The sequence below is a fragment of the Phaeobacter sp. JH20_26 genome, assembly GCF_048056275.1.
GTDB lineage: Bacteria > Pseudomonadota > Alphaproteobacteria > Rhodobacterales > Rhodobacteraceae > Phaeobacter > Phaeobacter bryozoorum.
The window spans coordinates 1-26,881 of record NZ_JAYMWL010000008.1; the positions used below are offsets into that span (position 1 = coordinate 1).

Here is a 26,881-nt window from a genome sequence, read left to right on the forward strand (position 1 = left end):
AGCAACAACCTTCACCAAAACTTCATAATATCGGCTCGCAGAATTTGGTGATGCTCTTAGCCTGAAATTTGGTCGCTTCATTCGACTAAAAACCCTTTCCATCAAGCTACAGGGCGTGCTCACTCGCCTCTTCTCGCCTCCATCTGCATAGCAGTCCGGCGATCACGTCCGCAGTTGCTTCGATCTCCCTGAATACAAGGCGCATTCATACATAAGTGCCGCCAGATCACATCAAATTTTTCAGTCTTGCATCGAAGAAAAATCCGAGTAACGGGTCCATGACCATAGTACGACCGAAGGTGAGTGCTGTTTGCCGCTTGGCGCGAAGTGTTAGCTTGGCCATTGTTTATACATTCCTTACCGAAGGAGTCGGCTTCTTAGCATCGCACTCATGCTGCAGAACCGGGATGCCCAGCTTTCGTGCCTTGTCGGCGAGGTTCTCCTGAATACCAGACCCTGGGAAGGCCAGCACGCCGATCGGCAGGACGTCCAGCATCGCATCGTTGCGCTTGAACGGGGCCGAGCGACCGTGTTTGGTCCAGTCGGGCCGGAAGGCGACTTGCGGCACCTTGCGGTGATCGGCCCAGCGGGAGGCGATAAGCTCTACGCCCTTGGGTGAGCCGCCGTGGAGCAGCACCATGTCCGGGTGCTTGGCATGGACCCGGTCGAGCCGCGCCCAGATCAGGCGGTGATCGTTGAAGTCCGTCCCGCCGGTCACGGCCACCTTTGGGCCTTCGGGCAGAAGCAGTTGCGCTTCGGCCCGGCAGCGGGCGGCGATGAAATCTCGGCTGTCGATCATCGCGGCGGTCAGGTTGCGATGGCTGACGCGCGAGCCGGTCCGCGGATGCCAGGGCTTGCCGAGGTGATGCTCGAAGCCCTCGGCTGCGAGGTCGCGGAAGAGTTCCAGCGCCGTGCGCCGTTCGACCATGCTCAGCCCCTCGGCCAGAAGGCGTTCGAGTTCCAGGGATTTAACTTCGGAGCCATCGTGTTCCCGTTGCAGGCGGCGCTGCGCCTGTTCGTTGTCGTCGAGTTGCCGTTCGGCCCGGGCGAGTGCGCGATGGAAGAGGTTGACCGCGCCCCAGAGCAGTTCGTCGAGATCGGGTTCGAGACGTGTATCGCCGAGCGTCGCGACAAGGGCGTCGAGGATATCGGCGACGGCACCGGCGATCTGGCTGCCCTCGGGCAAGGGGCGCGGATCGGGTTCATCCTCGTAGGGGCGCCAGCCGTAGAGCTGGAGTTCGGTCAGGACATGGGCGGTCGAGGACGTGCTGTGATGGGGCTCGTGGGCATCGGTTTCGGGATCGAGGGTCATCTGCGGGTTCCTTCCTCGGGGGGAGCCGCGCGCCACACGCGGCCTTCGTGGCAGGAACGCGCCCACGGGCGGAGCGGCCGGGCAGCCCGAGCCTTTCGCGAGGGCCTTGATGGCCAAGCCCGGCTATTTTGCCTCGCGATGCAAAGCGCCCCAACGGGGCGCGGCGGAAAATAGCCGGAGCGCGGCCATTGCCGGGCCGTCCCGATTGTGGGCCTCCTGCCCTCTGAGAAGGCCGCGCGCGCCGGCCTTTCCCGTGGATGGGAACCGCGCGCGGGATGCCCCTGCGAAAACGATGCTGTGAGCCGTACAGCGCCAGCCCGATTGCCGCCCTGTCACACCGGCACGAACCGCGCGGCGTCCTTGGCGTGGAGATGAAGCCGAAACCGCGCTTGCAAGGCCGCCAGCCCATAGCGCCGGAGATCATCGTTGAAGTCGCCCAGTCGCGGCGTGAGGGTCTGCGCCTCGATCCCGGTCTCGGCTGCGCGCGCCTCCAGTCGATCCCTTGCCGCCGCGCCTGCGGGATCACGGTCGCGCAACACGTAGAGCCGCCGCAGGCCAGCGGGAAACCGGATGGCGGCCAGGTGTCCCGATGACAGCGCCGCGACGGCGGGCAACTAAGGCAGGGCCGAGCGCACGGAAAGAACCGTCTCGATCCCCTCGCCCGCGATGAGCACGTCTGCGGGCGCGCCGAACCGCACCCCGTTCCCGAGCAAAGCGCCCATCGCGCGCCGCGGTGTGTCGATATCGGCCTTGGCGCTCCCGTCCGGCCGCAGCCAGGTGCGATGGGTCCCGGTCTGGCGGCCTTCGAGATCGGTGATGGCGGCCAGCATGGCCGGAAGCCGCGCGATCGGCCCGCCGCCTTCGGGCCGATAGAAGCAGGCGGGATGGAACCGCAGGCTTGGCATTTGGTCAAGCGCTCCGATGCCACGCCTGCGCAGATAGGCTTCTACCAGAGTGCCGCGGATCGGTACACCCATTGCAAACAGGCGTCGTGCCGCCTCCTGAGATCCGGTGGCAGCTGGTGGCTGTGAATGTGGAGAATGCTGTCGGGTTGGATCAGGTAAGGGCAGGCTCAAGAAGCGTCGGGCCTCATCGGCAACGTCCTTGAAGTCGACCAGCCCGCAGCTTTCACGGATGACATCGAGCAGGTCGCCATGCTGTCCCGTGGCTGCGTCGGTCCATTTTCCAGCGGCACGGTTGCCGGACAGTGGCCCGGACAGCCGAACGAACATGGATCGGCCCGGTGTGTTATGAACGTCTCCCACCAGCCAGTAATGACCCTGCTTCCGGCCGTTCGACAGATAGTGCCGGCACACCGTTTCGGCGTTCTGGGAAAGCTGGTGCGAAAGCTCGGTGGCGGGGCTCGTCATGGCGGTCTCCAAGAGGATTAGACGCAATCAGGGGCCCGCCATGACTGACGGGCCCCTGAATTTGGACCTTGGGGGAAGGTCCCGTGCTGCTCGTAGGTCACTCGGCGACTGTCTTGGCGAAGGCGTCACCGGCGACGGGATCATCTTCCTCCATCGGGTCGGAGTCTCCGATAGCCGGTTCGCCGCCGTCTTCCGCCGTTTGCGCTTCGCCACTGTCGGGATCGTCTTCCGAAGGGTCATCGTCGGAGCGGTCCGCCTCGTCGACCAGTTCGATCTCCGGTGCGTCCTCTTCCGGCAGCGGCGGCGTGCGCAGAGGTTCGGGCAGCCAGCCGGTGCCCAAGAGCAGGTCCTCTGCGGCGGTCACCATTTGGGCCTTCTTCAGCCCGGTGAACCGGTCGGCGGCGTCCTCACCCTTTGCCTCGCGCACGGCCTCCAGAATGCGCGCCTTGGTCACGCGGCCGAGGTAGCTGTCACCCGTGGCCGTCCAGCCCGCCTTTGCCACGTCGAGCCCGACCGTCCCGGCCAGCACATCCGCATGCGCGATGGCGCGCGGTCGGCGCTGGTAGGGATCGTGGACGGCATTGACGCTCATCGCCACGCAATGGGCGAAGAGCGCCTCGCGACTGCAGCTGTCGAATTCGGTTAGCGCCTCCCAGAGGTCCTCGGATGCCTTCGGCAGGTTCCGCGCCCACGTCTCGTGGCGCTGGTCGATGGCCCGCGCGTAGGCCGTGTCGCCGAGGCCCGGCACCTGCGATCCAAACCCGGCGTTGCGCGGTTCGATCTCGACGCAGCTGTCGACGGCGTAGCGGTAGAAGAGCCGCAGGACCATCGCGTGCAGGGCCGCGAGGAAGGCGACCTGCGGGTCCTGGGCCAGTGCGTTGCGCAGCGCCAGTGTCCGATGGGCCGTCAGTTCCATGACGAGGCGGTCGGAGAGCGGTTTGAGGCCGTCATCCTCTTCCTCCTCGTCCTTGGAAGACGCGACGGTGTCATCGGCGTCCTCGACCGGCGCCGTTTCCGGTGCGACCTCGCCGAGGTCCTCCACCTCTTCCACAGGCTCATCCTCGGGCCGCACGTAGCCCCGCTCGACGCGCAGCCGGCCAGAGCTGTCGATGCTGACGAAGGCCCCGGCCAGCGCCAGATCCTCGAACTCGAACCGGATGGGGCGCGCCTCGAATGCCTCCATCGCCTCCTCGATCTCGCCCAGCCGGGCATCGACGTCGTCGGGCAACTCGTCGGCTTCCGCATGCTCGGCCTCGAGCGCGTCGTATTCGGCCTTCAGCGCCTGGTAGCTGGCAGCCTCCTCGTCGCTCATCGGCACCGCCTCGCCATGAACCCGGCGCATCCCAAAGGTGTGGCCGTAGGGGAATTCGGCGTCGACCTCGACCCATTTCCAGCCCTCGGCGCGGACCGCCTCGGCCTCCTCGGCCAGTTTCTCGCGCACCATCACGTCGAGCAGGGCGGCATCCTGCAGCCAGCCGCCATCGTCTTGCTGAAACAGGTCGCGCAGGATTTCGCCCCCGGCCTCGACGTAATCGTCGAGCCCGACGAACTGAGCCCGCTTGTCCGAGGCCCGCACCGCACCCTCGGTCAGCATGCGGCGGATCTCGTAGGGCTGCCGCGAATAGTGCCGCTGCAGCGTCTCCCAAACCTGCACCTGCCGCGCGTGATCGGGATTGACGGTGAAGGCCATGAGCTGGTCGAGGGTCATCTCCTCCTCGGCATAGGCGTCGAGCAGCGACGGCGCGACCGCGGCGAGCTTCAGCCGCTGCTTGACCACGCTGACCGAGACGAAGAAGGCCGCGGCGATCTCCTCCTCTGAGCGGCCTTTCTCGCGCATCGCCTGGAAGGCTCGGAACTGGTCGAGCGGATGCAGCGGCGCGCGCTGGACGTTCTCGGCGAGGCTGTCTTCCTCGGCGAGCCCGTCTGTGCGCACGATGCAGGGGACAAGTGCTGTCTTGTTCATGCGCTTCTGCTTGACGAGCAGTTCGAGCGCCCGGAACCGCCGCCCGCCGGCAGGGATCGTGTACATGCCGGTCTCTGCACCGTTTTCGTCCAGCACGGGCCGAACTGTAATGGAGCTGAGCAGCGTCCGCCGCGCGATGTCCTCGGCCAGTTCCTCGATCGACACGCCCGCCTTGACGTGGCGCACGTTCGACTGGCTGAGCATCAGCTTGTTGAAGGGGATGTCGCGCGAGGCGCTGAGTGTGATCTTCTGTTGCTTGGTCATCGGGATATCTCCGCGACAGGCCAGCCGGGAGCCTCTCTCCCGACCTCCAAACCCGTCACGGAAAACCCGGCCACCCTCTCACTCTTGGGCGCTTCCGGACAGGAATGCAGTGTTTCCGCCGCAAAGAAATCACCTTAGAGTGGAGCTAGAGACGGTGCGCTGTTGGCCCGCCAGTGCAATTTCAGGAATTGAGATCATGCTTTATTATCCGCATTATACACCAAGCCAAGAAAGGCTGCGTTCGCTCCTTTTATTCAGCGACAAAGTCTCTCTGATTGTTCCGAATGTTGATCAATTCGGGGTACAGCGTCGCCAACACGTTGAAGAGGTTCTTTCTCACGACGACAGCTTGATCGAAATGAAAGATCCTACATACCGCTACTCAGGGTGGATGGACAAAGATGGGGTAGCGCAGGCGACAGAGAACCTTATTGCCAAGCTGGTTGAAGACACTGAACAAGAGGGAGACCTGACCCCAATCCACTTCGACCAGTACGGCCACGTAAGTCCTGGTCAAGACGATGAGATAGCCATGCGTTGGTCACAAAAGGGCTGGAAGTATGTTGCCGAGGAGAAATTCCCTCCAAATTTCCGCGACATTTTCTTCACTGACGGAATGGCCATGCGCGTGGGGCATTTTAGAAATCCAGAGACTGGTGACGTGATCGAGCACAACGGTGTTTTGTGTCATCCCGTTCTGGCAGATTTCGTTCTGGCGAGAATGGCGCGTGAGGCTTCAATCGTTGACGGTCTCCCGAGCATTACGTTCGGTGGCATCAACTATGTAAATCACCTCTTCGACGGTGATCAGACGCATCGCGCGGATCGGTTTAAGCTCCTCCAGAGCGCTATGGACTTGTTTGTTCCGAACAATGTCGGAAGCAGCAATATCCGTGACTTCTTTTCGATCCATCAGGAATATGAGGGTGTTCGGCGGCTGGTTTGGCGATATCTGGACGACATATCTAGAGAACAGAATTTGGACTTGGAGGTGAAAGATCAAGAAACTCTTCTGGAACGTCTGGAAGATGCGCGAAATCACATCGACGACGAACTAACCAGCATCAAGCGACAAATTGGCCGCCAGCGCTTCACCGCTGGAACTCTATTCGCATTTGAAGCGGCTTCAACTATCGGTCTTGCGGCGCTAGGTGCACATTGGGGCGGACCACTAGCGGCGGCCGGGACCGCTGGCCTCGGAATTGCTGTCGCTGGCGGCGCTAGAAAAATGAGTACACTCGGGAAAAAGCAGGACGGAACCGCAAAGTCTATCGCGATGTCGATTGCAAAGATTGAAAAACGCGGTGTTCCTGCAAGGCGGGCTGTCCCGAATTACTGGCTTTGATGGATCACGAATTGAAGGACTGCGCGCGACTTGAAAAGGAAGGCGCGCGCATGCTCTATTCCTAGCGTACCTTCTCCAACAAAACCTTCGCCTTCCCCTCCATAACCAGCCGCGCGTCCTGCTGCGGCTTCGACCGGGCGACCGCCGTGATGCCCTGCACGAAGTCGAAGACGCTCTCGGGCGGGCGGCCTTCCTCGGCCAGCACCGTCTCGACGATCCGCCCCGTCTCCGCCTTGGAGAATCCGCGCTTGCGCAGGAAGTCCAGACGGTCCTCGTCCGACCGCGCGACGATCTTCTCCCGCGCCGCGCGGATGCCGTCGATGAAGGGCGTGGGCGAGGACTCGGCGAAGCGGCTGAGTGCAGGCGCGGCCTCATGGGCAAAGCGGGAGGCGGCGTATTTCGAGTGGCGGATGGTGATCTCCTGGAAGTCCTCGACGCCCCAGAGGTTGCGGTTCTGGCAGACCGCCCGGAGATAGAAGCTGGCGATGCCGAGGGTCTTGGCACCCACCTCCGAGTTCCAGCAATAGAACCCTCGGAAATAAAGGTCGGGCGAGCCATCGAGCAGCAGCCCCGCCTCGATCGGGTTCAGGTCGTCGACGAGAAACAGGAAGACGTCGCGGTCCGAGGCGTAGAGCGTCGTCGTCTCCTTCGTCACATCCACGCGCGGGTTGTAGATGCCGGTCGACCAGTCGAGCACACCGGGGACCTTCCAGCGCGTGTCGCCGATGCCGTTGCCCGCGATCCGCTGCACGGCGGAGACCAGTTCATGGTCGTAGATGCGGCCGTAGTCGGGGCCCGTCACCGCGCGCAGTTCCGTGCGGCCATCTGCGACTTCCATCGTCTTGATCTGTTCGGCCCGGTGGTTGGTCAGACCGTACTGCAGGTTGATCCCCGCCAGCGGCGCGGGCAGTTGCCGCAGATAGGCTGCGGGCGCACCGGCGAGGCTCGAGAGCTGGCCGAAGGACCAATGGGTCGGCGCAACCGGCTCATCCGTGCCCGGCAGGACAAGGCCGAGCTTCTCCGGATCGTCGCGATTGGCCTCGACCCGGATCGCCGCACTCTCCACCGTGCGCGTCCGGCTCCGCCCCGCCCGGCCCTTGACCGAAGCGAAAAGGTCGTCGAGCGACAGATACCGCTCGTCATCCGGTCGCGAGAACCATTCGGACGACACGCGGTCCACGTTCGTGCCGCGCGACACATCCACCTTGTAGCCGCCGCTCATGTCACGCCCGGCATCGATAATCTCGGTATTCATTGGGAAACCTCCGCGACGGGCGCCGGAGGCCTCTCCTCCAGCCTTCAACCCATCACGGCCCTCCCTGCCCGCCTCTGACTCTCGGAAAACCGGTGAACGTCCGCAGGAAGTCCGCCGATTTGATCGCCTTCTGTCCTATTTCTTCCCCCCTTCCGCCGCCGCTTGCCGCCCTTTTCACGATCAAGGTCCCTCATCCCGCCAAACGCCGCCGCCCGCTCGCATTGATGGAGAACGTGGCTGAGGCGAGGATGTGGAGCAGAGAAACCACCGAGACTGACCGATGAACACGCTTTTCCTTCTGATGGCTCAATATGATGGCCGCGCGGTCGTGCCAGTCGATACGGTTTGCAAGGACTACTTTTCCCATCTGACATTGCCGAAGTTTCTCAGGAAGGTCAGTTCCGGTGAGATTGATCTGCCCTTGGTGCGATCGGAACGCAGCCAGAAGAGCGCGAAGGGCGTCCACCTGTCGGATCTAGCCACCTATCTCGACAAGCGTCGCGAGGTCGCGCTGTGCGAGCGGGACGCCTTCAAGTAGCGGCCTGCAGCTCTTCAAATGAGGGCCGTTCAGTTGCCCAAAAACACCCTCTAGACGTGATCTGGCGAGGGGTTTTGTCACCGCATCGATCCGTCCAATCCAGCTGACCAGAGCTTCTTAGGTGAAAAACTGGGCAAAAGCCTTCCAGCCCTATCCCAAACCTCTGAAATTAAATCCGAAAATGGAACTATCAGGCGATGGCCTGTCAGATTTTCTGCCTACTTTTTGCGCGCATGACCGGGACGGACTTACAACATGATTTACAACACGAGCAACAACATGACCTCAAGAAACTGAAAAATAACAGACTTTTCGAACCGTTGGTCCAATCCATCATAGGTGCGCAAGACATACGCCATGGTACGATAATCTGCGATCTTCTCTCCATTCCAGACACCTATAGCAGCGCGGGCCGTTTCGCTAGACCATGTTTCAAGCCCGTTTCTTGCCCATTCGAGTCCGTTTTCGATCAAGTTACAGATTTGTCGCAAAGGGAACGCGACGCTGTCGCTAGGCCAACACCCCCATACAAACTTTTGCATTAGATTCAGAAGCTTACGCGCAATCTTGCCGCCCTTGGCACCAGGTCGCCAGAGTTTCAACGAGATGCGGCCTATACGATCCTTTGGTCGTTTTGCTGAACGAACACGAAACGACCCAAACATGCCTTTCGTCGTGAACCAATCATTCTGCGTTGAGGCCATTAAAACCGGCCATTCGCGGCGGCTCCAATACGTCCAGTGCTTTGAACCTATAGTCTACGGGATAAACCACCAACATAGCACTCTATCGACATCCAATGCATCGCGCGCATTTCGACGGCATGTAGCAATATATGAAGCTGGATATGCCGGAAAATCGGCATGTGATCGGCGGGGAGCAGGTCAGCAGAATGTGCTTGTACCTCAAAATCTCTCGAGTTTGAGTGCCTCTGCTGTTCCGTTGATCGAGGAATATCAAGCAATATCACCCATACCGCCCAGGTCGGGCATCCCGCCGCCAGTGGACGCCCCGGTACCCTTCGTAGGCTTGTCTGCCACCATTGCTTCGGTCGTAATCAGCAAGCCAGCCACGGAAGCTGCGTCTTGCAAAGCAGTACGCACCACTTTTGCTGGATCTATGACGCCGAACTTGAACATATCGCCATACTCATCGATCCGTACGTCGTAGCCAAAGGAGGCATTTCTGCTCTCTCGAATTTTACCTGCAACAACAGAACCGTCGACGCCAGAGTTTTCAGAGATTTGACGCAAAGGTGCTTCTATTGCCCGCCGGACAATAGCAATGCCCACGTTCTGGTCGCTATTAGCACCTTCTAACCCGTCAAGTACCTTACCCGCATGCACTAGGGCAACACCGCCACCTGCGACGACACCTTCCTGAACGGCCGCACGGATCGCGCTCAGCGCGTCATCGACACGGTCCTTGCGCTCTCTCACTTCTACTTCGGTGATGCCACCCACACGGATCACAGCGACGCCGCCAGCGATCTTTGCGACACGTTCTTGTAGTTTTTCGCGATCATAGTCGGAGGTAGCCCCTTTAATGTGCCGAGTGAAAGTATCGCGTCGCCTTAAGCTATCTGGTCTGGAGGCGAGAGCCGCTACAGCCTCATTGCGCATACGCCACAAGAAGTCTTGGATACCCTCTAGTTCTTTGGCCGTGAAGCCGGCCATTCTACCTCGGGCAATAAAACCACTTGGAACAACATCAGTTCCTCCCGAGAAGATGGCTTGTGCGATTTCTTTCACAAAAGCTTCTCGTTCGGGAGTGTCGGCCAAAAACTGTTCGAAAATGAGGCTAGTATCTGAAGGCTGTTCGCTCTGAGCAGCTTTTATTATCTCAATTGCAGACAGCTTTGTCACCCTTTCTTCACGGATCGTTGCGCCTTCGATCTGCGTCCGGATTTCTGAAACTCGCGCTTCAATCTCTGCCTTTCTGCCTGCCCCATCGATGATGGTTGTCTCGTCCTTTGTGATCTCAACTCGCTTTGCCGAACCGAGCATGTCAAAGGTGACTGACTCAAGCCTCATGCCGAGGTCTTCCGAGATCACCTGGCCTCCAGTCAGGATCGCGATGTCCTGCAGCATGGCCTTACGTCGCTCGCCAAATCCTGGGGTCTTGACAGCGGCAATTTTTAGGCCACCGCGCAACTTGTTAACCACAAGGGTCGCCAACGCTTCGCCTTCCACGTCTTCAGCTAGGATAAGAAGGGGTCTCTGTTTTTGAATAATTGACTCGAGGAGTGATACCATCGGCTGCAAAGAGGAGAGCTTCTTTTCGTGTAGCAGGATCATGCAGTCTTCTAGCTCTGCAGTCATCTTGTCCGTGTTGGTCACGAAGTAAGGCGACAAGTAGCCACGATCGAACTGCATGCCTTCGACAACTTCGATCTCGGTTTCCAGACCCTTGTTCTCTTCAACCGTGATGACGCCTTCGTTGCCGACCTTCTGCATCGCATCCGCGATCTGGCGTCCGATCTCGGATTCGCCGTTGGCGGAAATCGTGCCGACCTGCGCCACTTCGGCCGAATCGTTGACGGGACGCGCCGCCGCCTTGATCGCCTCGACGACTTTCGACGTCGCCATGTCGATGCCGCGTTTCAGGTCCATCGGGTTCATGCCGGCGGCAACCGCCTTCATGCCTTCGCGGACGATGGCCTGGGCCAGAACCGTGGCGGTGGTGGTACCGTCGCCTACTTCGTCACTGGTGCGGCTGGCGACTTCTTTCACCATTTGCGCGCCCATGTTCTCGAACTTGTCTTCCAGTTCTATTTCTTTCGCCACGGACACACCGTCTTTGGTGATGCGCGGGGCGCCGAAAGATTTGTCGAGAACGACGTTGCGGCCCTTGGGACCGAGGGTGACCTTGACCGCGTCGGCGAGGATGTTGACGCCCTTAAGCATGCGATTGCGTGCATCGGTGTCGAATTTGACGTCCTTTGCAGCCACTAGCTTCGCTCTTCCAAAGCAAGAGCTTCTTCAAAAGAAGCTGAACGATACTGGGCATTTCTTAAAAAAATCTTCAGGCCATCTTCGTCACCAAAGACGTCGAAAACACTGACACCTTCCCTACCCTCGATTTCCTCACGAAAACTAGCATAGACCTGATAGCACTCTTCGTGCCCGCGACCATTCAAATAGATTCCCACCACTGCGCCACCCATATCTGCGATTTTGCTTCGCAATGCCAGCTTCTTTGTAGCCGCATGAATGTTCTTTAAGTTATCAATGGAAGGAGCGCCATCAAAGAACACTGTATCTCCACGAAACACCAACCCGACGACTTCAGACAAGTCTTCATCGAAAAAAGAACCAATGGATGACGTAGGGACTCTCAAGTGTATTTGACGAGTAGGTGGTGGTATCTTGTTGGTTACTGGCGGTGGAATAAAGTCTCCTGTCAATTCAGACTTCTCACCTCCAGTAGAAGAACCCTTTGGGCTTGGGACTATGAATATTGTGAAAAACTCCTTATCCATTTTGATGATCACCTATTAGCTTCTTGACATCATTCTTTAGTGCTCCGGTTGGCTTTCTCAGTATAGAACTCACTTTAGAGTAGTAGGCATCAAGTCCTTCCAGACGGGATCTGGTCTCCTCTGATACGCCAACACCACTGATACTTGCTTTAAGATCGGCGATAAGATCTTGGCAAATTTCTTGAGCTTTTCGTTTGTCCTTTTCAGTGTCGACCCGACCAGTCGCGATCTGCCCAAGCAGCCTGTCCAAATCTTTTTTTCTGTGCCGAACCTTGGATAGGTCCGGTGAGAATGTGAACCATCCTTGAACAATCAAAAGAAGTGTTGCCAAGCCTGCTTGAGTTGACAAAAGAGCTGGCTTCGAAAAAAAGTTAAAGTCTGCTACGCCTGCAGACAATATAGCATGAAGACATATAGACAGCAGAAAGAATAAAATAGCCGCTACCAAGTAAGCCTCTAGATCAGCTATATAGCATATCCTAATTTTCTTGTGGACTAGCAGGTAATTGAACGTTGCGATGGCTATAGTCCAAGTAAACGGCACCGCACTAATATCTTCCAATACAAGACGATATGCTGGAAATCTTGCGTATCCTTGCAAGCCGATAATGGCGAAAAGGATGAGAAGTAAAATGTCACCTACGCGGAAATCTCCGGACGCTCGCAAGGAAAAAAAATGTCGAAGAGTACTCATATGTTGTTGTTCTTTTGCAGGATGATCCGGCCATGTTATTGCTCTTCAGATCAGAACAGGTGCGGGACTTTTTTGCACGCTGTGTCGCTATCGACGCCACTCCGCTGTACATGACAAGAGTAAGTAGACTGGATCGGGGTTGCTTCCGTCAACATTTAAATGTGGAAGGAGTGGAGCTATGCTGGATTTTGGGTGACGCGGCCTGATCAGGCGGCGCGGTTCTCGGTGTCGTTTGCGGCGACGCCATCGGTGAATGGGTCACCTTCGATGACCCGAGGCAACTTTTCCGCGCCCGCCAGGCGGCGCCAGGTCTTCGCGGCGGCCTGTAGGAGCTTGAAGACGATCAGCTTCGCGGTCTTCTGCGTCAGCGCGCACTTGGTGCGGAAGGTCCGATGCCGGACGGTGGCGAACACGCTCTCGATCGGGTTGCCTGTCCGCAGTTGATCCCAACTTTCGGCCGGGTAGTCGTGGAACGCGAGCAAGGCCTCCCGGTCATTCGTCAGGCCGGTCACGGCCTTCTTGTATTTGGCGCAGTATTTCTCGGCGAAGATGTCCATGGCGGCTTCTGCCACGGCGCGACTTCCGGCCTCCCATATCTCGCGCAAGTCGGCCTTCGCCGCAGGCTAAATCGAGTTCGGGAACGTGTTCAGGACATTGGCGATCTTGACGCAACAGCGTAGGTGGCGCGTGCCGGGAAAACCCTCTTGACCGCCTTTCAGAACCCCATCGCCCCATTCTCCACGTCGACCTCCGGCGGAACCGTGAGGCCGCGGACCTTGATGTTGATCAGTAGTTTGCGCCAGCTCTGGGCGCTCTCGCGCACGTCGACGTGCAAGCTGACCAGCTCATTCTTGCCCTTGGGCGCGGCGCCCAGAATGACCAGCATGCACTCGGCCCGCACCTCCATCCGCGCATGCAGGTAGACACTGTTGGTCCAGATGGAAGCTGACATGATGCGCGCACCGCTTCCGCCTTTTTCATATGTGATGACCCCGTGAAAAATCTGCATGGCCGAAGATGCTTGGAACACGCGCGATCCGACTACGCCTCTCGCCGTGGACAGCGATCAAGCGGGCAACGCACATGATAACGAGAGCGCTTGTATTGATAGGGGAGTGGAGCGTTCCTGAACAAGAGCCCGATAGCTACAACATTTTTTCAACATGGCTATTTTGGGCCCGCAAAGTATTTACATAAATAAGAAAATTTCGAACTGCCTGTTCCATCCATCATGGGAGCCACGGAAAGACGCGCCGCGTTCCGAACTTCGGAAAACCTTTTTTCTTCTTGGTTTTTCGAGTTTTCCATTGTCACCGTTTCCCTCGATCTGGCCCGATTCAGCCCCGTTATCGGGTGCGGCGCTACAGACTGTAGCACCGACGGCGCCGTGTAGCACTGTTTCCACCCAAAGTTCCAGCACCCGCCTGCAAGCGCTGCTAAGCCACTGTCCCCATCTGTTCTGCCCCTGACGACGAAAGCGGACTGATCAGCTCGGGCCGATCAAATGGATTGAGCGCGTTCTGGAAACAGTCCGGGTTTTCTAGAAAAATTTAGCTAAACATTGATCATTATTATTAACCATTTCCGGGCAATTTGGCCCAATTTTCTCCATAAATCTATTGATGCCCTGCTTTCGTGCTAGACGATTTGAAATCCGTTAATTCACGATTTCCGTTGTACGAAGGAAAGATGATGCCAGTAAATCCGGTGAACCCCGTCAGAGGAACAGTCAACGCAGACACGATCATGGGCACGGCGGACGCGGATACGCTCGTTGGGCTGGGGGGCGACGACAGCCTGATCGGAGATGCGGGCAATGATTCACTTGTCGGCGGCAGCGGGAATGACACGCTGCGGGGGGGACACGGCGACGATACCCTCATAGGCGGTGACGGCGATGACGAAATCGAGGGCCTATACGGCAATGATGTGATCGACACAGGCGCGGGCAATGACCATGTTTTTGGCCGCGACGGTGATGATCTTATCTTTGGGCGCAGTGGTGACGACCATCTGATTGGCAGCATTGGCACCGACACTGTCTATGGCGGCGACGGCAATGACGTGCTGGCCGGCAGCCAAGGCAATGATGAGATCCATGGCGGGAACGGAAACGACATCGCGTTCATCGGTACGTTCGAAGACTCCGACCGGATTTTCATGGATGCGGGCGATGATATTGTCGATGGCGCCCTGGCCGGTTCGTCGTTTTATGCAGAAGGCGGCTCGGGCAGCGACACGATGACCGCAGGTGTTGGCAACGACACGCTGCTGGGCGGCAGCGGTGATGACCTGCTGAGCGGCGGCAGCGGCAATGACCTGCTTTCCGGTGGCGGCGACAGCGATACAATTTCCGGCGGGGATGGCGACGATATCTTTCTGATCCAAGACGTGCCGGGCCGCCTGTTGATCACCGATTTCGGCGCAAATGGCGCTGCGGATATGATCGATCTGTCGGAGCTGACTGGCTATGGTTCAGCGGAGGCGGTGTCGTCCGGCATGACCTTCGGTCCCTATCAGACCACGTTGAACCTCAATGTCACCGGTGGGGAGCTGGTGATCACGATCCAGCATCAAACACCCCTGACGGCGGCGGATCTTGGGCTGTCTGGCGCCTTGACCGGTACCGACACCGGCGAAGGTCCGACCGAATTCGGCGGCGGTGATACCGGCAGCGGTGGCACAGGCCCCGACACACCTCCGCCTGATGTCGACACAGGCACAGGCACCGGCACAGGCGGAACTGGCGTCACCTATACGCTGGCCGGGCAGGACGCTGCGATATTCGTGGTTGATCCTGACACTGGCGATGTCTCCTATCAGGATTGGTTCACGCCAAATTACGAAGAGGTCTGGGACCTGGACCGGGACCATATCTATGAAATCTCTGTCATCGGGACGGATGCGAATGGTGCCGAGGTCAGCCAGCAGAACCTGGAACTGGTTGTCAGCGAAACCGGTGCCACCTGGCAGGACGCCACTGGCGACATCCCCAATCCTGGCAACGGCGGCTCGGATCAGCAAGACCCCGGTGCAGGCGTCTGGGAGGGAGATAACGCTGCCGGTGTAACCTACACGCTGACGGAGCAGGACGCCGCGATATTCCTGGTTGATCCTGACAGCGGCGATGTCTCCTATCAGAGCTGGTTCACGCCAAATTACGAAGAGGTCTGGGATCTGGACCGGGACCATATCTATGAAATCTCCGTCATCGGGACCGATGCAAATGGTGCCGAAGTCAGCCAGCAGGACCTGGAACTGGTTGTCAGCGAAACCGGTGCCACCTGGCAGGAAGTCGGAGGAGACACCTCCGATCCTGACGACGGTGTTACCGATCCGGGTGATCCTGTGCTGGAGACGGATTACCTCAATGGCGATGCCGATGATGAGCTGTTGACCACCTTCGATGCGTTGGCCGAGCGGTATCTTGACGCACGGGGTCATGCCACAGCGCCGATTTTCAATGGCTCGGTTGACTGGCATTCCAGCGTGCATGCCCATCTGGCCAATGTTGCGGCCTACGAGGCCACAGGTGATCAAGCCGGGTTGCAGGCCTTTGCCGATGACCGTTTTTCCGCCGAGGACGTGCAGGGCGAAATCGACCTTACCCATAACGACCCTTATGGCTGGGCGTGGCTGCTGAAACTGGACACCAAGCTTCAGGACAATGGCATCGACAACCTGGCACCTGCCGGTGATCATTTTGCCGCCGAACTGGAGGCCCGTCTGTCCCAGCGCATTGAAGCCGGAACATCCGATGCGGGTACGGGCTCCTACGGCGATGCAAACTGGCAGATCGCAAATCTGATCCAATACGCCCAGCATCAGAACGATGCACCGGCTGAAGCGCGTTACATGCAGATATTTGAGCAAATTCAGTCGGATACGAATGTATCCGGGGAGACGGAAATTGATGAGGGCGATTTCTTTTCGTCGCTTTCGCTCTCGGCCTATGCCCATGTGATTGCGGGAGAAACAGATACGGCGCTGTTTGACGACATCCATGCCCAGATGTTGCAGAGCGTCACCGATGGTTCGCTTCAAGAGCTGCTCGATACCGAAGGTGCACGTCTGGATGCGGGGGTCGGGTTTTCGCATTCGGCTGGTATCGCGATCTCTTCGGCCTATGGCTATTGGGCGATGTTTGCCGAAACAGAGAACCCGGCCTTTTATCATGCCTATTCGAATGTTGTGGAATGGACCGAAACTTATGCTGCGGAAATGGGCGCCAACATCGGGCCTGGCCATTGGCTGCCGAACTTCGCGTCTTTTGCAGCCGACCTGCCGACGCAGCTGCCGGTGGCTGACCCGGATGGCAGCCTGACCACGCAGATTGATGACTGGGTGCCCGGCGCCGGCGGCGATGGTGCAGATATCCTGATCGGCGGCAATGACAATGATCTGCTTTCCGGAGGGGCGGGCGATGATCTGCTGGACGGCCAGGGCGGCAAGGATACCCTGGACGGCGGCACTGGCGATGACACCCTGCGTGCCGGTTTTGACGATGGCACCGGCGATGTCTTTATCGGTGGCGCGGGCAGAGATACCTATGACATCGCAAATTCCGATGTCAGCGTTTATGGGTTCAATATCGATCTCCGGGATGGCACGGATCAATACGGCAATACCTACTCCGGTATCGAGAACATTCTGGGCAGCGATACGAATGATCGGTTGCTTGGCAACGGCTCGCGCAACTATCTGCATGGCGGCGATGGCAATGACACGCTTTCCGGGCGGTATGGCGCCGATGTGCTCGACGGCGGCAACGGCAAGGACATCCTGCGTGGCGGCCACGGCAACGACACGTTGCGCGCGGGTTTTGACGACGGAACCGGCGACGTGTTTGATGGTGGTGCGGGGAGCGATACCTATGACATCGCGAATTCAGATGTTCGCGGCTATGGCTTCAACATTGATCTCAACACGGGAACGGATCAGTACCACAACAGCTACACCCGCATTGAAAACATTCTGGGCGGCAGCGCCGATGACACATTGCGTGGCGACGATGCGGACAACTACCTGAATGGCGGCGACGGCGATGATATCCTCAATGGCCGCGCGGGTGATGATGTTCTGACCGGCGGCGCAGGGAACGACGTCTTTGCCGTGACGGCGGATACCGGGTCAGTGCAGATCACCGACTTTGGGCAAAACGGCGACGCTGATCAGATTGATGTCTCTGCTCTGACATCTTTCTTCGCCGATCCCCAAGCCCTGATGGCAGCCTTGAGCCATTCTGACGGGCAGACCAGTTTCAATATTGAGCTTGATGAGGGAACCAGACTGGTGACGATCCAGTCCGATCAGGAGCTTGAGGAAGAAGACTTCATCTTCTGATCGGGATAATGGCAGGCAGGGTTCGAAAGCTGCTGCGGTCGCGGTAGGCGCCGCACCCTGCCTGCGTCCAGGCGGCTGATCGGTCAGATCAGCGGGCGCGTTTCGGGTTTTTCCAGATCGACAAGCGCCAGGTCTGCCAGCGCCTGAAGATCCGTGATCGACAAGAGCCCGTTCTGCCATTCGGCAAGGCCCGCATCCCGCAGCACCTTAAGCCGCTTGTTGGTGTGGACCAGCGACAGACCAAGGGCATCCGCCAGATCCTGCTGACGATAGGCCAGCGGAACCGTATTGCCGACCTCAAGACCGACAGCGCGCAGCCGCAGGTAGATTTTCACCAGCGCCCAGGCAATCCGCTGCGAAGCGTCGCGCTGCCCGAGCGAAGCGATGGTCTCGCCGAGGAAATGCTCCTCCACGGCGGCGATCCAGGTCAGATCATAGGCCCGCGCCGGGTTCTGTTCAAACAGGCGAAAGGTCTCGGACCGGCGAAACACGCAGAGCGTCATTGCTGTTGTCGCCTCGACCGAATGTTTCATCTCCCCCATAAGACCGGCCTGCAAACCAATGAAATCACCAGGAAAAATAAAGTTGATCACCTGCCGACGGCCATTCTCCAACGTGGTGTAGCGGGTCCCCATCCCTTTTAGCACGGTGTAGAGCTGCGGGCTGTTTGACCCTTCCAGCAGGATCGTGGTGCCCGGATCGACAACCAGTTCGCCGGTCTTGAACCCTTGGGTAAACGCCAGCTCCTGCTCCGTCATCGGCGTGAACACATCACGATGCCGCAGGGGACAATCTTTGCAATCGGTGGTCGACACTGGATTATTCCCTAAATGGTATGTCACAGATTAATGCGAGCAGGCTGAATTCGGCGCAGAATGCACGAAACGAAGGTCTATCAGCTTATGCAAGACGATGTTCCGGTCAATACGACCGCTGCGGAAACCCCAATTTATATCATTGCAACACAGGATCATCTGACCACCTGCGATATCTCAGATACAATTCATGAATGCGAGACCAACGCCGAGGTGCTGTGCCATCCGTCGATCGACGTGGCCATGCCGGATATCTGCAAGAGCCACACCCTGGCCGTGGTCTTTGCCGAGGTCGGCAGTGCACAGATCGACCAGCTGAAACTGGACCAGATCATTGCGGCGCGGTCTGGCACATTGGTTCTGATGGGCACCCGGGCCGAGGCTGAACTGGAGCTTGCCGACATAGGCACCTACCCCTGGCCCGTGCTGTTTCGCCCGTTTTCGGCGTCAATGATCAAGAGCTGGCTGACGCCGCGGCGCAAGGGGGCCAGGAAACCTGCCGGGAACAATTCGCAAGCTGAAACGTTGTCCCCTCATCTGCGGATCGTGGACTAACCTTTTGGAGGAGAGATAGAATGCTTGGTTGGGCAATTACATTTCTGGTCGTGGCGCTGATCGCGGCCCTACTCGGATTTGGCGGCATCGCCGGGGCATCGGCAGGCATCGCCAAGATCCTGTTCTTCATATTCCTGGTGCTGTTCGTCGTGGCCATGGTCATGCGCGCACTCAAGGGTAAGCCGCCGGTCTAAACGCCGTCTGGCCAAATGCCGCCGGTTTACGCCCCGCATGGGCTGGCATCTCATGACCTGATAGCCGGTGTTACATGTCCCGGCGCGCCAATGCCCCTTCTGGGTCAGCGGCGCGCCGTTTTTGCTTTTACACGCGGTTGCTCAGCCGACCGCCTTGCCGGGGAGATATCCACCGATTTCCGCGCTCGCCTGTTCCCACTCGGCCATGAGGGGCATCAGATCGGGCATGGCGTCCATCTCCGAATGTTCAAGCGTCAGCAGGGCCTCCCGCAGCGCGGTAAAGCCCAGCACCGCGGCGGAACCAGCGAGCCTGTGTGCCTCCTGCCGGTGCGCCTGCCCCAGCTCATCTGCCGCGCGCAGATCGGTCAGGAACTGATCGACCTCGTCACTGTAGCTGTGCAGGAACTGCGCCCCACGTTCAGCACCAAGTGCATGAAAAAATTGCGTTATGTCCGATTGCCCCTCGGCTGGCTGCGGTGCAGGCTGCGCCATGGGCATTGGGCTGGGAGGCGCGGCAGGCAGCTGTGCGGGCGGCTGTCCGGCGACCTCTTTTGCGGCGCTGCGTTGCATTCTGGCGCGGCGTGAAATCACCTCTGCCAATGCCTGCTTGCTCACCGGCTTGGTGACCACTTCGGCAAGCCCGCCTGCCAGGATCCGTGCGTGATCCTGCTGCCCGACATGGGCCGTCAGCGCGACAATCTGCGTGCCCTCCGCCAGCGCCTCGGCGCGGATGCGGCGGGTAGCCTCGATCCCGTCCACTTCAGGCATGCTGATGTCCATCAGGATCAGATCAAAATCCTCGCGCCGTGCGGCCTCCACCCCTTCGGCGCCCCCCTCGGCCAGCACCACCTCATGCCCAAGCGTGATCAGCATCCGTTCGACAAGAATGCGATTGATTTCATTGTCTTCGACCACAAGGATCCGCGCGCACAGTGCCTCATCCGCGGCTGTATCGCCGGGCTGCGGAGACGTCTGTGCCGCATTCGCAATCAGCGGCGTATCGGGGGTCGCCTGACCGATCCGCCCGCGCCCGTCCGAGGCCGGCAGTGGCAGCGAAATGGTGAACAGGCTGCCCTCCCCCAGCTCACTTTCGCAGGTGATCTCGCCCCCCATCGACACCACGATACGACGGGTGATCGCAAGACCCAGACCAGTGCCTTCGCTGCTGCGCGCATAGCTGGCGTCCAGCCGGATGAAATCTTCAAAGATCCGGTCCAGATCATGCTCAGCGATGCCAGCCCCGGTGTCGGCAATGCAGATCTCCACGGTATCGCTGCCCCTCACCCGCAGCACGTCGATTGACACCGCGCCATCGGTGGTGAACTGCAACGCGTTTTCAACAAGGTTGACCAGCACCTTCTTCAGAGCGACGGGGCGGCCGAGGACTTCGTCACAGGGGCCAAGGCTGCAATGCAGGCTGAGATCGTTGCGGCCGCGGCGCGCCACGGCCTGATGGGAATCGACCAGTTCCTGCACCAGATCGCAAAGATCGAAGATGCGCTGATGTTCATATTCGACGCCGGTTTCCAGATGTGACAGCTGCAGGACGTCGTTGACATGGGCCATCAGGCGATCGCCGGAGTCGCGGATCGCCGACAGGTATTCACGCTGATCAGCGGTGAGCGGCGTGCCGTCCAGCAGCTCAACCGCGCCCAGAACACCGGTAAGCGGCGTCCGCATTTCGTGGCTCATCACCGTGAGGAGATCCGCCTTTGCCCGTTCACCGGCCAGCGCCTCATCGCGGGCGCGCGTCAGCGCCTCCTCCGCGGCGATGCGGTCAGAAATATCGCGCAGGTAGCTGACAAAGACGGTTTCTTCTGCCGACTGGCTGGCCGTAATCGACAGCTCCACCGGAAAGACCTCGCCGGATTTACGCTTTGCTTCCAGCTGGATACGCCCCTGCCCGATGACCTTGGGCGTCGCCCCGGACCGATAGGCCTGCATGCCCTGCTCATGGGCGTCGCGCAGGTGATCGGGGACAATCAGATCCGCCATATCGGCGCCCGTCGCCTCGCCCCGCGAATAGCCAAAGATCGTCTCGGCGGCGCCGTTGACCTCCTGAATGCGCCCGTCGTCACCAACCACCAGAATGGCATCCAGCGATGATGTGATCATGGCGCGCATCCGGCTGACGGCAAAGCGTGTGCGCTCCGCCAGCCGCTTGCCGCGCTGGTAAAGCCGCCCCATCATCAATGCCGTCAGCCCCAGCGCCACACAGAGCGCGAGGACCACCCACGCCAGCCGGGACAGGATCGCAAAGAGGTTGAGGCGTTTTTCCTCGGTTGTGCGGGCATGTTCCGTCAACCCGGCCAGCGCCAGGACACGCAGATCGGCGCGATTGTCCCGCAGCATGTCCCGCACCTGGGGCAGCCCGAACAGGAGCGCCTCATCCGGGCCGTCGATATAGGTGATCAGCCGGTCGATCCGCGACATGACCCGCGCCAGAACCCGGGCGTTTTCGGGTTCGTCCCGCACCGGTTTGAAGGTGCGGCTTTCGCGGATGGTGGCGACCCGGCTGTAGAGGATGTCGAATTCGCGGCGGACCTGAGACAGATCCTGCTCACTCCGGGCGGAGAGCACCGCGTTTTCCAGTTTCAGCTGTTCGATTTCGGCCTGTGACAGGGTCCATTGCAGGCTGTCGGTAGCGGCGGTTGACAGGCCATCCAGACGCACCAGCACCTCGCGCCCCAGCCGAACGGACTGCACCGCGAGCAAGGCGAGAACCAAGCCCACGGTGATGAGGACGCTGCGCGACAGCAGAGGGTTTTCCCTGAGCCGCACCTATGAAAGACCTGTGCCTATGCCTGTTCGGGTCATTCGCCTATCGTGATCTCCTCAAGCTGCCAGATGCTGCGGGAATAAACCGCCTCAGTACGGTAGGTCGGATCGCTGTCGTAGGGGTAGACAATCCACAACGGGCCCTTGTCGCGGACCGACATTGTTGCGCCATTGCGCTCATAGGCGACCATTGGCCCGCCATTGGTGGCGTCTGAAACCGGAATCTCCACGGCATAATCGTTGATTGCCCGTGCCACGACGACACCGGCCTGATGTTGATCCACACCGACATGGGCCAGCAACGCTGCCAGGCTGACACCGGTAAAGGCCTGTTCGCCGGAGGTCCAGATGGTGCGGGTATCGAACTGGGCGACCGGCAGGCTGCGCAATTCATCCATCGAGAATACGAACTGCTGCGTATCGCCGCCGTTCTGGGGTTTGACGGCAACGGTCAGAACCGTCTCGCCGGATTGGGACGCCCGGGCGTTCTGAGGGGCCAGACCGCAGAGCAATGTGACCGCTGCAAGCAGGGCTACAATGTGGAGGTGCCAGTATTTCATCGCGTCTATCCTTTTGCCTGTGCCATTCCGCCGATTGCGGCCCCGCTACCGGGTGATGCACATTCTTGATCTGGGTCGAACCTGTCACAAACCGCCGTCCAGAGCATCTGTTCCTGCGGATAGACTGCTATTCTTTGGTATAGGATTCGTAACCAGCGCTGCATTTTTTTGGCAATTCCGGCCGATTTTATGCCTCCACGGCCGCAATGATGCGGGGAATACCTGCCTGTACAATGTTCCGGTAACCTCAAAAGGCGCCCCTGCACGCGCTGCGGTTGCGTGGAATTGACTTTTTATCAACCAAATTGAGGGTATGCTGACGTTCAGGCCGGTACTTTGCAGGAGCTTACATGCGTATTCTATTGGCGGACGACCACGACATGGTGCGTGAAACCATTTCCGCTTATCTGACATCAGAAGGCGGCGCGGCAGTAACCTCGACCGTCGATCTGCCCGGCGCGCTGAGCGAGATCGAAGAGAACGGCCCCTATGATCTGGTCCTGCTGGATTACAATATGCCAGGAATGCAGGGGCTGGATGGTTTGGGAACGGCGCTGAAGGCCAATGGCGGCAAGGGGGTTGCGATCATCTCCGGCAGCGCGCCGACCCGGACTGCTCAGGAGGCTCTGGATGCCGGGGCGATTGGCTTCATTCCCAAAACCATGGGCGCCCAATCGCTGCTGAACGCGGTCCGCTTCATGAGCGCCGGCGAAATCTATGTGCCCGTCGAATTGATGCGCAAGGAGGCCGAGGCCCCGGCCCATCCGCTTGCCGAAAAACTCAGCCCGCGCGAGATCGAGGTTCTGGACGGGCTGTGCCGCGGCCTGTCGAACAAGGAAATCGCCCGCGAGCTTGAGTTGCAGGAGGTGACGATCAAGCTGCATGTGCGCACGCTGTGCCGCAAGCTGGAGGCCAAGAACCGCACCCAGGCCGCTCTCACCGCGAAGGAAGCAGGCCTGTTCTAAGGGCTGCGTTGACGGGCAGCTCTCGGCGCCACAAATGACTGCGCCTTTATGGGGGGCATGATCGCTGGATCCATCTTGAAGGGGCTGCGATGGGTGGGGCCTGTGGTTGGTGAAACGTATCCGGTAAAAACTGTTGGCTCTGCCCAGCGAGGTCGGCCTGTCGTGAGACGCCGCAGGCGTGCAGAGCTGTGTCTGGGTCCGCGTCTATGTCGGAGCTGGATCGGTGTCCGGCTATGGATCGGTGTCCGGGTCGGGACCAGTCTCCGGGTCAGGACCAGACGCCGGGTCTGAGCCGTAGGTCTGTGTCGCAGGGCTGTTGATCCCGAAACCGATGCGACGAATCGTGTCCGCCCGATCTGCCAGGAGGTGGAAAGCCGCCTTCGGCAGCTGCCACTTGTTGCGGCGCCCATCCTGCGAGTAGGCGCCTGCGACGGCCCCGATACAGTTGCAACCTCAGCCGGTGGCCACCTATGCGGTGGTCGATTACATGACGTGGCCGACCACTTGACGTGACCTGGCTGCATCGCGGCTGGCCTTTGCACTCAGAAAACCGGCGCGCGCCTAAGGTGTGATGGCCCAGCGGATCAGCGCCGCGACACAGGCCAGCACCCCGACGCTGACACACCAGATGACCGCAAACCACAGCAGCCGCCCCAGTGGGTGATGCCTGACCTTTGCTTCGGGACTGGCGCTGCCGCGGGGTGTGGTTGCCCGCTCAGGAGGCTGTTCGGAGGTGCTCAATGATAGCCCTCCTCCGGGTTGATCTTGCCGCGAAATACCCAATAGGCATAGGCGGTATAGGCCAGGATCAGAGGCACCAGCACCACCGCGCCGACCAGCGTGAACATCAGGCTTTCATCCGGGGCGGCGGCCTCGGCGATGGTCAGACCCGGCGGCACGATGAACGGGTAGAAGCTGATGCCGATGCCGATGAAACCCAGCACAAAGAGCCCAAGTGCTGCCAGAAAAGGCTGGGCGTCGCGCGCGCCCTTCAGCCCCTGAAACAGCGCGTAGCTGCACGCCACAACCAGCCCCGGTACCAACAGGCTGAACAGGCTGCCCGGCAGGTTGAACCAGCGGCGGAAATACTCCGGGTCCTGAAACGGGGTGAGCAGGCTGACCAGCGCAATTGCCGCCAATGTGACGACGCCGAGCCAGCGCGCGTAGCCGCGCATCTGATGCTGTAGATCACCCTCGGTCTTCATGTAGAGCCAGGTCGCACCAAGCAGCGCATAGCCGGTCAGCACTGCCAGGCCGGTGATCAGCGAAAACGGGGTCAGCCAGTCCCACCAGCCGCCTGCGTAGGCGCGGCCCTCGATCTCGATCCCCTGTACCAGCGCGCCCAGCGCGATGCCCTGCATGATCGCCGCCACAACAGAGCCGCCAAAGAACGCGACGTCCCAGACGCCACGCCAGCGGGTGGTGCGCCAGCGGTATTCAAAGGCGACACCGCGGAACACCAGCGCCAGCAACATCAGGGTGATCGGCACGTAGAGCGCCGGCATGATCACCGCATAGGCCAGCGGGAACACCGCAAACAGCCCGCCGCCGCCCAGCACCAGCCAGGTTTCATTGCCATCCCAGACCGGGGCGATGGAGTTCATCATGGTGGCCCGATCGCGTTCGGAACCGGCGAAGGGGAACAGGATCCCGACGCCAAGGTCAAACCCATCGAGCACAACATAGGTCAGCACCGCAAAGGCAATGATTCCGGCCCAGATAAAGGAGAGTTCAAACAGCATAGCGAGGACCTCTGTCAGTTGCCTTGTGGGGTGGGTTCATCGGTGACATCGGGATCAACCTGCTGCGCCGGGGTGATCCCTGCGGCCCGGATCGGCCCGTCGCGCAGCCCCAGGTTCCGGGTGGCAGGCACCTTGTTCATCATCCGCAGGATGTAGAAAGTTCCGGCGCCGAAGATGAAGAAATAGACCACGATGAAGGCCGTGAGTGAGGCGGCGACTGCCGGCGCTGCCACCGGTGCCAGACTGTCGGACGTGCGCAGCAGCCCGTAGACGGTGAAGGGCTGCCGCCCGACCTCTGTGGTGATCCAGCCGGCCAGAACCGCAACAAAGCCCATCGGTGCCATCAGGATCGAGGCCCGCTGGAGCCCGCGGTTTTCATAGAGCTGCCCGCGCAGACGCCCCCAGAGCGACCAGAGCGCAAGGCCGAGCATGGCAAAGCCAAGGCCGACCATGACCCGGAAGCTCCAGAAGACGATGGCTACCGGCGGCTCATCTTCATCGGGGATCGTATCGAGCCCTGCCAGCGGTGCGTTCAGGTCATGTTTCAGGATCAGGCTGGAGAGTTTGGGGATTTCAATGGCATAGTCGACTGTCTTGGTCTCGGCATTGGGCAGACCAAAGAGGATGAGCGGGGCGCCGTCGGGATGGCTGTCAAAATGGCCTTCCATGGCCATCACCTTGGCGGGCTGGTGTTCCAATGTGTTCAGCCCGTGCATATCGCCGGCCACGATCTGCATCGGCGCCACCAGAACCAGCATCCACATCGCCATGGAGAACATCCGCCGCGCCGCCACATCGGTCTTGTCGCGCAACAGGTGCAGACTGCCGACACCGCCCACCACCAGTGCCGTGGTCAGGAAGGCCGCCAGCACCATATGCACCAGACGATAGGGGAAGGACGGATTGAAGACGATCTGCCACCAGTCCTGCGGTACGAATTGGCCCACCTCGTTGATGGCATAGCCCGCCGGCGTCTGCATCCAGCTGTTCACGCTCAGGATCCAAGTGGCCGACATCAGCGTGCCAAAGGCCACCATGGCGGTTGCAAACATATGCAGCCCATCGCCGACGCGGGCACGGCCAAACAGCATGATCCCGAGAAACCCGGCCTCCAGGAAAAACGCCGAAAGCACCTCATAGGCCATCAGCGGCCCGAGCACCGGGCCGGTCTTGTCCGAGAACACCGACCAGTTGGTGCCAAACTGGTAAGACATCACGATGCCCGAGACGACCCCCATGCCAAAGGCAACGGCGAAGATCTTTTTCCAGTATTCGAACAGCGTGTAATAGGTGTCGTCCCGGGTCCGCAGCCACAGCGCGTTCAGCACCGCGAGGTAGCTGGCAAGCCCGATGGAAAACGCCGGGAAGATGATGTGAAACGAGACGGTGAACGCAAATTGCATGCGTGCCAGTGTCTCGGCTGTCAGCCCATCGAACATATCTGGTCACTTTCCTAGAAACTGCGCCGCCCGCCTCGGTCTGGCCTGCCGGACAGTGCCGGAGCGAGCGATCCATTGGCACAGAAGTTAGTACGCGGTGGAGAAGTTGCAGGTGGCAGAAAGCCGCAGCGCGGCGACAGGTCTCAGTTATTCCAAGCCTATTCCGCTATGCTAGGCCTCGCGCAGCCACGCGGCAAGCTCGGGTTCAGGACCATCAGGGGCGGATTTACCTGCCGGTTCCCCCGCCCCCACCAGACCGGACCTGCGG

General features: G+C 59.8%; 18 protein-coding genes and 2 pseudogenes. 6 read left to right on the forward strand and 14 right to left on the reverse strand.

Annotation, left to right across the window (positions count from 1 at the left end):
- Nucleotides 1–346 precede the first annotated feature (346 nt).
- The 3 genes and pseudogenes from VWY60_RS02595 to VWY60_RS02605 form a co-directional block, all read right to left on the reverse strand.
- Nucleotides 347–1,312 (reverse strand): DUF2493 domain-containing protein, encoded by a 966-nt coding sequence (locus tag VWY60_RS02595; protein WP_416539743.1) that lies wholly within the window; start codon nt 1,310–1,312, stop codon nt 347–349.
- Between the two features lie 332 nt (nt 1,313–1,644).
- Nucleotides 1,645–2,682, reverse strand: a pseudogene (locus tag VWY60_RS02600) (toprim domain-containing protein).
- Nucleotides 2,683–2,779: 97 nt separating this feature from the next.
- A complete protein-coding gene (locus tag VWY60_RS02605; protein WP_416539744.1) occupies nt 2,780–4,909 on the reverse strand; it encodes a ParB/RepB/Spo0J family partition protein in 2,130 nt (709 codons plus the stop codon).
- 196 nt (nt 4,910–5,105) lie between these two features.
- Between VWY60_RS02605 and VWY60_RS02610 the strand changes: the two genes are divergently transcribed.
- Nucleotides 5,106–6,254, forward strand: a complete 1,149-nt coding sequence (locus VWY60_RS02610) for a hypothetical protein (RefSeq protein WP_416539745.1) — start codon at nt 5,106–5,108, stop codon at nt 6,252–6,254.
- Nucleotides 6,255–6,315: 61 nt separating this feature from the next.
- Here VWY60_RS02610 and VWY60_RS02615 read toward each other — a convergent pair whose 3' ends face one another.
- Nucleotides 6,316–7,509 (reverse strand): DUF932 domain-containing protein, encoded by a 1,194-nt coding sequence (locus VWY60_RS02615; RefSeq protein ID WP_416539746.1) that lies wholly within the window; start codon nt 7,507–7,509, stop codon nt 6,316–6,318.
- Nucleotides 7,510–7,789: 280 nt separating this feature from the next.
- On the opposite strand from VWY60_RS02615, the gene VWY60_RS02620 reads away from it, so the two are divergent.
- Nucleotides 7,790–8,047 (forward strand): pyocin activator PrtN family protein, encoded by a 258-nt coding sequence (locus VWY60_RS02620; RefSeq protein ID WP_416539747.1) that lies wholly within the window; start codon nt 7,790–7,792, stop codon nt 8,045–8,047.
- Between the two features lie 956 nt (nt 8,048–9,003).
- Here VWY60_RS02620 and VWY60_RS02625 read toward each other — a convergent pair.
- From VWY60_RS02625 to VWY60_RS02640, 4 genes and pseudogenes are all read right to left on the reverse strand, one after another.
- On the reverse strand, nt 9,004–10,998 hold the full coding sequence (locus tag VWY60_RS02625; protein ID WP_416539748.1) for a chaperonin GroEL: 1,995 nt from the start codon (nt 10,996–10,998) through the stop codon (nt 9,004–9,006).
- A complete protein-coding gene (locus VWY60_RS02630; RefSeq protein WP_416592462.1) occupies nt 10,998–11,540 on the reverse strand; it encodes a hypothetical protein in 543 nt (180 codons plus the stop codon). The genes VWY60_RS02625 and VWY60_RS02630 overlap by 1 nt, the downstream gene beginning before the upstream one ends.
- A complete protein-coding gene (locus tag VWY60_RS02635; RefSeq protein WP_416539750.1) occupies nt 11,521–12,222 on the reverse strand; it encodes a hypothetical protein in 702 nt (233 codons plus the stop codon). Before VWY60_RS02635 ends, VWY60_RS02630 begins: the two co-directional genes overlap by 20 nt.
- A gap of 206 nt (nt 12,223–12,428) precedes the next feature.
- Nucleotides 12,429–13,162 (reverse strand): annotated as a pseudogene (locus VWY60_RS02640) (transposase); the annotation flags it as partial.
- A 749-nt stretch (nt 13,163–13,911) separates the two neighbouring features.
- Here VWY60_RS02640 and VWY60_RS02645 point away from each other — a divergent pair.
- Nucleotides 13,912–17,565, forward strand: a complete 3,654-nt coding sequence (locus VWY60_RS02645; protein ID WP_416592463.1) for a DUF2891 family protein — start codon at nt 13,912–13,914, stop codon at nt 17,563–17,565.
- Nucleotides 17,566–17,648: 83 nt separating this feature from the next.
- Here VWY60_RS02645 and VWY60_RS02650 read toward each other — a convergent pair whose 3' ends face one another.
- A complete protein-coding gene (locus tag VWY60_RS02650; RefSeq protein ID WP_416534243.1) occupies nt 17,649–18,323 on the reverse strand; it encodes a Crp/Fnr family transcriptional regulator in 675 nt (224 codons plus the stop codon).
- A 144-nt stretch (nt 18,324–18,467) separates the two neighbouring features.
- On the opposite strand from VWY60_RS02650, the gene VWY60_RS02655 reads away from it, so the two are divergent.
- Complete coding sequence (locus tag VWY60_RS02655) at nt 18,468–18,935, forward strand: hypothetical protein (RefSeq protein WP_416592464.1); 468 nt, start codon at nt 18,468–18,470, stop codon at nt 18,933–18,935.
- Nucleotides 18,936–18,955: 20 nt separating this feature from the next.
- Entirely contained in the window at nt 18,956–19,129 is a 174-nt protein-coding gene (locus tag VWY60_RS02660; protein WP_340545865.1) for a DUF1328 domain-containing protein, read from the forward strand.
- Nucleotides 19,130–19,270: 141 nt separating this feature from the next.
- Here the strand turns inward: VWY60_RS02660 and VWY60_RS02665 are convergent, their stop codons facing one another.
- The gene (locus VWY60_RS02665; RefSeq protein WP_416539753.1) at nt 19,271–21,910 is read right to left on the reverse strand and encodes an ATP-binding protein; all 2,640 of its coding nucleotides are present in this window, start codon (nt 21,908–21,910) and stop codon (nt 19,271–19,273) included.
- A 32-nt stretch (nt 21,911–21,942) separates the two neighbouring features.
- The gene (locus VWY60_RS02670; protein ID WP_416539754.1) at nt 21,943–22,467 is read right to left on the reverse strand and encodes a molybdopterin-dependent oxidoreductase; all 525 of its coding nucleotides are present in this window, start codon (nt 22,465–22,467) and stop codon (nt 21,943–21,945) included.
- A 350-nt stretch (nt 22,468–22,817) separates the two neighbouring features.
- Between VWY60_RS02670 and VWY60_RS02675 the strand changes: the two genes are divergently transcribed.
- A complete protein-coding gene (locus VWY60_RS02675) occupies nt 22,818–23,432 on the forward strand; it encodes a response regulator transcription factor (RefSeq protein WP_340545868.1) in 615 nt (204 codons plus the stop codon).
- Nucleotides 23,433–23,993: 561 nt separating this feature from the next.
- On the opposite strand, the gene VWY60_RS02680 is transcribed toward VWY60_RS02675, so the two are convergent.
- Genes VWY60_RS02680 through VWY60_RS02690 form a run of 3 tightly spaced genes read right to left on the reverse strand, consistent with a single transcriptional unit; the run spans nt 23,994 to nt 26,613 of the window.
- Complete coding sequence (locus VWY60_RS02680; RefSeq protein WP_416534203.1) at nt 23,994–24,173, reverse strand: hypothetical protein; 180 nt, start codon at nt 24,171–24,173, stop codon at nt 23,994–23,996.
- A complete protein-coding gene (gene cydB / locus VWY60_RS02685; protein ID WP_416534204.1) occupies nt 24,170–25,174 on the reverse strand; it encodes a cytochrome d ubiquinol oxidase subunit II in 1,005 nt (334 codons plus the stop codon). The genes VWY60_RS02680 and cydB overlap by 4 nt, the downstream gene beginning before the upstream one ends.
- A gap of 14 nt (nt 25,175–25,188) precedes the next feature.
- Entirely contained in the window at nt 25,189–26,613 is a 1,425-nt protein-coding gene (locus tag VWY60_RS02690; RefSeq protein ID WP_416534205.1) for a cytochrome ubiquinol oxidase subunit I, read from the reverse strand.
- Nucleotides 26,614–26,881 lie beyond the last annotated feature (268 nt).